The sequence below is a fragment of the Clostridium tarantellae genome (assembly GCF_009295725.1).
Lineage (GTDB): Bacteria > Bacillota > Clostridia > Clostridiales > Clostridiaceae > Sarcina > Sarcina tarantellae.
Window position 1 is genome coordinate 1 of sequence record NZ_WHJC01000118.1, and the last position, 10,002, is coordinate 10,002.

The following is a 10,002-nucleotide window of genomic DNA, read 5'->3' on the forward strand; positions in this document are numbered from 1 at the left end:
TTGTGGTTTTGAGATTCAATTTTAACATGAAATTAGGGGGTCGTTGTTTTTTTATGCAAAAAAACTTTCGAAACCTTGATATATAAAGATTTTAAAAAGAAAAGTAGTGTAGAAACTTTACACTAACTTATTTATAAGAGAGGTTAATAAATGTATAAATTAATTGCTATAGACATGGATGGAACATTATTAAATAGTAATAGACAAGTATCTAAAGAAAATATAGAAGTTATAAAAAAAGCTGTAGCTAAAGGTACTAAGGTAGTTATAACAACTGGAAGGTCTTTAAATGGCATAAAATCATTTTTAAATGAAATTGGATTAATAGGAGAAAATGAATATGCTATATGTCATAATGGTGCAGCAATATATAGAACAGATAATTTTCAGTTAATAAAAGCAAATCCTATTAAAGGAAAAGATTTAAAAGAATTATATAAGTTAAAAAAAGAAATAGGATTATATATGCACGCATATACCAATGATGATTGTTTAGCTCATGAAAGAAATATGTATACTAACATAGAAAAATTATATTCAGGTAAAGATGTAGTTATTTTAGATTATGATAATGATGTTGATGATAATTTAGATATAATGAAAGTTCTTATGTTTGAAGAAGAACATATATTAAATAAAAAGATAGAAAAAATTCCAAAAGATTATTTTGAAAAATATAATATAGTTAGAAGTTTGCCTGTTATTTTAGAGTTTTTAAATAAAGAAACCAATAAAGGAAATGGAGTTAAAGAATTATCGGAATATTTAGGAATAAAAAAAGAAGAAATAATATGTATTGGTGATCAACAAAATGATTTAGAAATGATTAAATTTGCAGGACTTGGTATTGCTATGGGAAATGCTACAGATGAGATTAAATCATGTGCAGAGTATATAACAGAAACTAATGATAATGATGGTGTAGCCAAAGCTATAGAAAAATTTATACTAAAAATTAAAGAATAAAAAGATAATAAAAGAGTTCATTCTATAAAAGAGTGGACTCTTCATATAATTTGAGCTGATTTTTAAAAACTTTAAAACTTGTTATAAAAGGAGAATTTTATGAAATTAAATAAGAAATTTTTTAATAAAGATGCTAGAGTTGTAGCAAAAAATTTACTTGGAAAGATAATAGTGAGAAAAATAAATAATACCTTATTAAAGGCAAGGATTGTAGAAACAGAAGCCTATATTGGAAAAATAGATAAGGCTTGTCATGCTTATGGAGATAAAAGAACTAAGAGGACAGAAACTTTATATAGTGAACCAGGAACAGCATATGTATATTTAATATATGGATTATACAATTGCTTAAATTTTGTTACTAATGAGGTAGATTGTGCTGAGGGAGTAATAATAAGAGCGGTAGAACCTTTAGCTGAATTTGATAAAATTAGTATATTAAGATATAACAAGGAGTATGATAAATTAACAAAATATGAAAAGAAGAACATATCAAATGGTCCTGGAAAGTTATGTAGTGCACTAAATATAACAAGAGAACAAAATAATCTTCAAACAACAACTAGTAATGAGTTATATGTTGAAGAACCTTCACATAATTATAAATTAGATACAATAGATATAGTTGAAAGTAAAAGGATAGGAATAGATTATGCTGAGGAAGCTAAGGATTTTTTATGGAGATATTATATAAAAGGAAATTCATATGTATCTAAGATTTAATTTTATTAAGGAGGAAAACTATGGGGATAAAAGAGGTAAATAGGCAGTATATAAAGTTTGATACATGGGTACAAGTTTTGAAATATGAAGTCTTAAAAAGAGTTTCAGAAAAAACTTTTCAAGGAACTATACATGAAGAAAAATGGAATGTTTCAAAGGAAATTATTGATGATTTAAAACCTAACATAAGATGTTGTATTTATAAAGAAAGAGCTATTGTAGAAGAAAGAGTAAGATTGGCATTAGGTGGTAATAAAAAAAATAATAATATAATAGAGGTAATAGATATTGCTTGTGATGAATGCCCTGTAAATAGATTTGTGGTAAATGATGCTTGTAGAGGATGTTTAGCTAAAAAATGCAAAGAAAGTTGTAATTTTGGAGCAATATACTTTGATAATAAAAGATGTCATATAGATTATAGTAAATGTAAGGAATGTGGAAAATGTAAAAATGCTTGTCCTTATGAAGCTATATCAGAGGTTAAAAGACCGTGTATGAGGGTTTGTCATCCTAAAGCGCTTTCCTTTAATATAGATAGTAAAAAAGCTGTTATAAATAATGATAACTGTATTCAATGTGGAGCTTGTGTAATAAACTGTCCTTTTGGAGCTATTTTAGATAAGTCATTTATAGTAGATGTTATAAATTTATTAAAAATAGATAGAGAAGTTTATGCAGTTATTGCTCCGGCTATATCTTCTCAATTCAAGCATAGCAGTATAGCGAATTTAATTTCAGCTATAAAAAAATTAGGGTTTAAAGATGTGTTTGAAGCAGCTTTAGGTGCTGATTTAGTTGCAGAGCATGAAACAAAAGAGTTTTTAGAAAAAAATAATAATAAATTAATGACTTCAAGTTGTTGTCCAGCATTTGTTTCCTTCGTAGAAAAAAAAGTACCAGAGTTAAAAAATAATATTTCTAAAACAGTTTCGCCTATGATAGCAATGGCAAGAGTTATAAAGAATAATAATTTGAAGGCTAAAGTTATTTTCATAGGACCATGTATAGCTAAAAAGATGGAAATTTTTAGGGGGGATGTAGTTGGAGAAGTAGAATATGTTATTACATTTGAAGAATTGTTAGCTATGTTAGATTCTAAAGATATAAGTATTGATGAATGTGAAGAAGGAGTTACTGATAATGGTTCATTTTATGGTAGATTATTTGCTAGAGTTGGTGGTGTAACTGAATCCATAGAGCATTTATTAAAGGAGAAAAAAATAGATATTGATTTCAAAGCAATGCAAGGAGATGGAATTGCTGATTGTGATATAAAGCTAAAAATGGCAAAATTAAAAAGATTAAATTGTAATTTTTTAGAGGGAATGGCTTGTAAGGGGGGCTGTATAAATGGACCAGGCTCTTTGAATCATGATACAAAGAATAGTAAAGCAGTAGATAAATACAGTGAATTATCAAAGGAAAAAAATATTTTAACTAATATAAAAAAGGTTAAAATTAATAATTTAAATTTATCTAGAAATATAAAAAAAGAATAAAACAAAAATGGCATATAGATAAAATAAATTTATATGCCATTTTTGTTTTGATTTTTTAAAAGTTACATAATTTTTAATAACATACAAAGGCATTTATTCTATTTAAATCTAATCCAAAATAAATCCATCTAAACGCAGTCCATCTAAATCCACAAATTGATTTGTTATTAGCAAGAATTAAATATGTCCAATAACTTCTACCGTTAGTTTGCCATATATACGTAAATTTATTAATGCAAAGAGAAAATGGTTTAGAATTTAAATTACCTTTAGTTATAGAAACATTTTTATCATTTTTTGAAGGTAAATAAGAAGGAGGAGGACCTAAAGGCTTATTTCTATATGTTTTTGTAATATTAGATGAAGGAATTAGTGAAGAAATATATTCTATTGGAGTACTAGTTGAAATAGTATCAACTATATTTTGTGAGATGTTGCAAAGATTAGATAACACTGAGTGAGTAGAATCAGATATTGTTTTAGATAATTTTTCTGATTGTCTATAACCTTCAAATTTAGATAATATTAAATCAACTTCATTAAAGTTATTTACAATTTCAAATTCTCCCACATCAATAATTTCCTCATCTTCATTATAAAACTTTATAAAATCTTCAGGATATATAATTTCCATTAATTATCTCCTTTTGTATTTTTAAATAATTATATAATATGAGTTAATAGATTTAATGGTGAATTCATATTTAAAATATATTGTAGTATAATTAATTAAAAAAATTAAATTTGGAGATGAAGTATGAATATAAATGTAGATTTGAATAAAGTAAGAGAAACTGCTGAAAAATATTATAGATATGGAGAATTTTTTTGTTCAGAAGCTGTTGTGAAAACTATAAGAGATGAATTTAAGTTAGACTTACCAGATGAAGTTATTGCTATGGCATCTGGATTTCCAGTTGGTATAGGAAGAGCAGGATGTACATGTGGTGCAGTTACTGGAGGTGTAATGGCAATAGGTATGGTTTTTGGTAGAACAAAAGCTAAAGATGAAAAAGTTAATAAAGCATTAATGTTATCTAAAGAATTACATGATGATTTTAGAGAAAAAAATAAAACTTTATGTTGTAGAATATTAACTAAAGATATGGTTTTAGGTACTCCAGAGCATAAAAAACAATGTATAAGATTTACAGGAGAGGTAACTGAAAAGGTAGCAGAAATAATTATTAGAGAATTTAACAAATAAAATAAATATATAATTTAATAGAATTTCATTGACAAAAAGTCGTATATATATAATAATTATAATTGCTTCAATAGGACAAAGAAGTAGGTATGGTTTGAAATTATGTTAAAGTGCTAGGTGTTTTTAATGCCTAGCACTTTAACTTTTTATATATTTTTAAAAAAATTGTAAAAAACTATTGACGATTAATGTCAGATAAATTAAAATATGTAATAAGATTTATTAAAATAAAAAAATACACTTTAAATTGGTCCCGTGAGGCCAGAAAGAGGTATAATATGTTAACAAGATTTTTTTGTCATACTCAAAAAAAAGAAAATTTATTACAAAACAGAATAGCTTTGTATTTAGATACAATTCCAGTGAATATATTTAGGTGATATAGGGATTAATAGATAATATATTGATCTCTTTATTACCTTTTTCATTATTTAAATTCAAATAAAACAATTTAAATAATAAGAAATGACAGGAATTTAAAGAGTCTTTGAAAGTGTATTTTAAAACATAAAATAAGAGGAGGCTATATTTATGAAAGCAAAGCTTATATTAGAAAATGGTGTTATCTTTGAAGGTAAAGCATTTGGATATTTAAAGGAATGTGTTGGAGAGGTTGTTTTCAATACAGGAATGACAGGATATCAAGAGGTATTAACAGACCCGTCTTATTACGGACAAATAGTAACAATGACTTATCCATTAATAGGAAACTATGGAGTGAACCTAGAGGATTTAGAGTCATCAACTCCAAAAGTTAGAGGATTTATAGTTAGAGAAAAATGTGAATATCCTAATAACTTTAGATGTGAATTAGAACTTGAAACTTATTTTAAACAAAATAAAATTCTAGGATTAGATGGAATAGATACTAGAGCTTTAATTAAAATATTAAGAAATAGTGGAACTATGAGAGGAATAATAACTTTAGATAATATTTCTCAAGAAGATATAAAGAAGAAAATAGAAGCTTTTTCAAATAGAAAAGCAGTAGAGATAGTTTCAACTAAAGAATGTTATACAATAGATGGAACAGGAAAGCATGTAGCTGTTATTGATTTTGGAACAAAGCAAAATATAATTAGAAACTTTGTAAAAAGAGGTTGTAAAGTAACAGTGTTCCCTTATGATGTAAAAGCTGAGGAAGTGTTAAAAGTTAATCCGGATTTAGTATTCTTATCTAACGGTCCTGGAGATCCAGAAGATATGGGAAATGCTATTAAAGAGATAAATAAAATAATTGGACAAAAACCTATAGTAGGAATTTGTTTAGGTCATCAATTGTTAGGTTTAGCTTTAGGTGGAGCAACTAAAAAACTAAAGTTTGGACATAGAGGATGTAATCATCCAGTTAAGGATTTAGTAAATAATAAAGTTCATATAACATCACAAAATCATGGATATTATGTTGCTACAGTACCAGAAGATGTAGAAGTAACTCATGTAAGTGTTAATGATGGAACAGTAGAAGGTATGAAACATAAAAATTTACCTATATTCTCAGTTCAGTTCCACCCAGAAGCTTGCCCCGGTCCAAAAGACAGCGAGTATATATTTGATGAATTCATGAAGTTTGCACTATAGGAGGAATGTTAATATGCCATTAAATAAAGATATAAAAAAAGTTTTAGTAATAGGGTCAGGTCCAATAATTATAGGTCAAGCCGCTGAGTTTGATTATTCAGGAACACAAGCATGTCAAGCTTTAAAAGAAGAAGGTATAGAGGTTGTACTAGTAAACTCTAATCCTGCTACTATAATGACAGATAAAGAAGTAGCAGATAAAGTATATTTAGAACCTTTAACAGTTGAATTTGTAGAAAAAGTTATTAAAGAAGAAAGACCAGATTCTCTTTTAGCAGGAATGGGAGGGCAGACGGGATTAAATCTAGCTGTTGAACTTCATGACAAGGGAATTTTAGATAAATATAAAGTAAAAGTAATAGGTACATCAATAAGTTCTATTAAAGAAGGCGAAGATAGAGAACTATTTAGAGATATGATGAATAGGATTGGCGAGCCTGTTATAAAAAGTGAAATTATAACTGATTTAGAGTCAGGAATGGCTTTTGCAAGACAAATAGGTTATCCAGTTATTGTTAGACCAGCATACACACTTGGTGGAACTGGTGGTGGAATTGCCAATAATGAGGAAGAATTAAGAGAAACATTAACTTCAGGATTACAGTTAAGTACAATTGGTCAAGTTCTTTTAGAAAAAAGTGTTAAGGGTTGGAAAGAAGTAGAGTATGAAGTAATGAGAGATTCTTTTGGAAACTGTATAACAGTTTGTAATATGGAAAATATTGATCCAGTAGGAATACATACAGGAGATTCAATTGTTGTTGCTCCAAGCCAAACATTATCAGATAAAGAATACCAAATGCTTAGAAGTGCTTCTATTAATATAATTAATGCAGTAGGTATTGAGGGTGGATGTAATGTACAGTTTGCATTAAATCCTCATACATTTGAATATGCTGTTATAGAAATAAATCCAAGAGTTTCTAGATCATCTGCCCTAGCATCAAAAGCAACAGGATATCCAATAGCTAAAGTTGCAGCAAAAATAGCATTAGGTTATGGGCTAGATGAAATAAAAAATGCGGTTACTCAAAAAACTTATGCATGTTTTGAACCATCATTAGATTATGTTGTAGTTAAAATACCTAAATGGCCTTTTGATAAATTTCATGGAGCAGATAGAGCTTTAGGAACTAAGATGATGGCTACTGGTGAAATAATGGCTATAGGAAGTAACTTTGAATCAGCATTTTTAAAGGGAATTAGATCTTTAGAAATAGGAAAATATTCTTTAGAACATAAAAAGTTTCAAGAGCTTTCAATGTATGAGTTAAGAGAAAGAGTAATAATGCCTGATGATGAGAGAATTTTTGCTTTAGCAGAAATGTTAAGAAGAGATTATAGAATAGATATGGTTTCTAAAATAACAGGAATAGATATATTCTTTCTTGAAAAATTTAGATGGCTAATTGAAGAAGAACAAAAATTAAAATTAAGTAAAATAGATGATATGACTAAAGATTGGTTATATAAATTAAAGAGAAGAGGTTTTTCAGATAAAGCTATTGCAGATATGTTACAAGTTTCTCCAGAGGAAATATATAAGTTAAGAACTATATGGCACATAAAACCAGTATATAAAATGGTTGATACATGTGGTGGAGAATTTGAAGCTTTATCACCTTACTATTATTCAACTTATGAGCAATATGATGAAGTCGAGGTATCAGATAATAAAAAGGTTGTTGTTATAGGATCAGGTCCAATTAGAATAGGACAGGGTATAGAGTTTGATTATGCTTCAGTTCATTGTGTAATGGCATTAAGAAAATTAGGAATAGAAACTATAGTAATAAACAATAATCCAGAAACAGTAAGTACAGACTTCAGTATTTCAGATAAATTATATTTTGAACCTTTAACTGAAGAAGATGTATTAAATATAATAGATAAAGAAAAACCAGATGGAGTAATTCTTCAGTTTGGTGGTCAAACAGCTATAAAATTAGCTAAGTTTTTAAAAGAGCAAAATATTCCTACATTAGGAACAACTTCAGATCAAATAGATTTAGCTGAAGATAGAGAGCAATTTGATGAATTATTAGAAAAGTTAGGAATAGCTAGACCAAAAGGTAAAGGTGTGTGGAGTTTAGAAGAAGGATTAGAAGAAGCTAAAAGATTAGGGTTCCCAATATTAGTAAGACCTTCATTTGTACTTGGTGGTCAAGGAATGGAGATAACTCATGATGAGCAAGAATTAACATATTACCTAACAAATGCTTTTGAAAAAGATAGTAAGAATCCAATACTTATAGATAAGTATTTAATGGGAAGAGAAATAGAAGTAGATGCTATTTCAGACGGAAAAGATATCTTAATACCTGGAATAATGGAGCATTTAGAGAGGGCAGGAGTTCACTCAGGAGATAGTATAACTATGTATCCAGCTCAAAATATATGTAATAGAATTAAAGCTGATGTTTTAGAATATACTAAAAAATTAGCTTTAGCAATAGGTATAAAAGGTATGATAAATATACAGTTTATAGAGTTTGAAGGTAATCTTTATGTAATAGAAGTTAATCCGAGAGCTTCAAGAACAGTTCCATACATATCTAAAGTAAGTGGTGTTCCAATAGTAGATATAGCTACTAAAGTAATGCTAGGAGAAAAATTAAAAGATTTAGGATATGGAACAGGAGTTTATAAAGAGCCAAATTTAGTATCTGTTAAAGTTCCTGTATTCTCAACTCAAAAGCTTCCTAATGTTGAAGTAAGTTTAGGACCAGAAATGAGATCAACAGGAGAGGTTTTAGGAGTAGGAAGAAATGTAGAAGAGGCGCTATATAAAGGCTTCGTAGGTGCAGGAATGTACACTGGAAAAACAGGTAATAAAACTATATTAGCAACAGTTAAAAAGCATGATAAAGAAGAATTTATTGAAATAGCTATTGAATTAGATAAATTAGGATATAATTTTGTAGCTACAACTGGTACAGCAAAAGCATTAAGAGAAGTTGGAATAAATGCAAGAGAAGTTGGAAGAATTGGAGAAGCTTCTCCAAACTTAATGGATTTAATAAAAAATAAAGAAATAGATTTACTTGTAAATACACCAACTAAAGCTAATGATTCTAAAAGAGATGGATTCCATATGAGAAGAGCTGCAATAGAAAGAAATATTGGAGTTATGACTTCTTTAGATACCTTAAAGGCATTAGTAAACCTTCAAAATAAAGGTGCTGATACAAAAGATTTAGAAGTATTTGATTTAGTATCAGAATAAATCATAAATAATAAGACCTATGAGTAATTACTCATAGGTCTTATTATTTTTAATTAAGTGATGAATAGCATTAAAGTACGTTAAAATGAATTATAAAGCAATTAAATCTTAAATTAATCATTTATATATAGAGAGTAATAAAAATTAAAAGGAAAATGTTTAACAAGTGGTAAAAAAGTTATTTCAAAGTTGACTAATTATCATATAATGGTAAAATTAAAAAAATGAGGTGAAATTATGAAAGAAAAAATATTAAACTTTTTTATAAAATCAATATTTTTATTAATATCAGTTATAATAGGTGCTTTAATATATAAATTAATAATAAAAGATTGTATAAATATATTTATAACTATAAATCTCAATGTTAAAAAGGGTATTATAATATATAATTTTTTTAAACTAACCACAGTTATGATGATTTATAGTAGTTTTTTAATATTATTAAGAAAAAAAACTTGTAAATTTTTTAAAATATTTATAGCAATTTTATACATAGGAACTATGATTTTATTATTATTTGCAAGATTTAAGATAGATAGAGGATTTAATTTAAATCCAGTACAAGCTTTCTATACTTTGCATAATAAACGAGATATGATGTATTTTATAGGAAATATAGTATTTTTTATGCCTATAGGGTATATGTTAAGAAAAGATAATATATTTAAAGTAATTATATTATCAATATCTTTAGAATTAAATATAGAACTTTTACAATATGTTTTTAAAAGAGGATATTTTGATTTAAGTGATATATTTATAAATATGATAGGAATTTTTATAGCCTATTTAAC

The 10,002-nt window shown here is 27.1% G+C and carries 8 protein-coding genes; 7 read left to right on the forward strand and 1 reads right to left on the reverse strand.

The genetic code is table 11. The features are described 5' to 3' along the window. Nucleotides 1-150: 150 nt before the first annotated feature. From GBZ86_RS08875 to GBZ86_RS08885, 3 genes are all read left to right on the forward strand, one after another. Entirely contained in the window at nucleotides 151-966 is an 816-nt protein-coding gene (locus tag GBZ86_RS08875; protein ID WP_152889812.1) for a Cof-type HAD-IIB family hydrolase, read from the forward strand. 99 nt (nucleotides 967-1,065) lie between these two features. Further along, on the forward strand, nucleotides 1,066-1,689 hold the full coding sequence (locus GBZ86_RS08880) for a DNA-3-methyladenine glycosylase (protein WP_152889815.1): 624 nt from the start codon (nucleotides 1,066-1,068) through the stop codon (nucleotides 1,687-1,689). Nucleotides 1,690-1,709: 20 nt separating this feature from the next. Beyond that, the gene (locus GBZ86_RS08885; protein WP_152889817.1) at nucleotides 1,710-3,191 is read left to right on the forward strand and encodes a 4Fe-4S dicluster domain-containing protein; all 1,482 of its coding nucleotides are present in this window, start codon (nucleotides 1,710-1,712) and stop codon (nucleotides 3,189-3,191) included. Between the two features lie 73 nt (nucleotides 3,192-3,264). Here the strand turns inward: GBZ86_RS08885 and GBZ86_RS08890 are convergent, their stop codons facing one another. Beyond that, a complete protein-coding gene (locus tag GBZ86_RS08890; RefSeq protein WP_152889820.1) occupies nucleotides 3,265-3,825 on the reverse strand; it encodes a hypothetical protein in 561 nt (186 codons plus the stop codon). A 123-nt stretch (nucleotides 3,826-3,948) separates the two neighbouring features. Between GBZ86_RS08890 and GBZ86_RS08895 the strand changes: the two genes are divergently transcribed. The 4 genes from GBZ86_RS08895 to GBZ86_RS08910 form a co-directional block, all read left to right on the forward strand. Then, nucleotides 3,949-4,398, forward strand: a complete 450-nt coding sequence (locus GBZ86_RS08895; protein ID WP_152889822.1) for a C-GCAxxG-C-C family protein — start codon at nucleotides 3,949-3,951, stop codon at nucleotides 4,396-4,398. Between the two features lie 531 nt (nucleotides 4,399-4,929). After that, nucleotides 4,930-5,979, forward strand: coding sequence for a carbamoyl phosphate synthase small subunit (locus tag GBZ86_RS08900; protein WP_152889824.1), 1,050 nt, complete (start codon nucleotides 4,930-4,932; stop codon nucleotides 5,977-5,979). A 13-nt stretch (nucleotides 5,980-5,992) separates the two neighbouring features. Next, a complete protein-coding gene (carB, locus tag GBZ86_RS08905; RefSeq protein WP_152889827.1) occupies nucleotides 5,993-9,205 on the forward strand; it encodes a carbamoyl-phosphate synthase large subunit in 3,213 nt (1,070 codons plus the stop codon). A 237-nt stretch (nucleotides 9,206-9,442) separates the two neighbouring features. Then, nucleotides 9,443-10,002, forward strand: a 560-nt coding sequence (locus tag GBZ86_RS08910) for a VanZ family protein (protein WP_152889830.1), incomplete at its 3' end; no start/stop codon positions are given.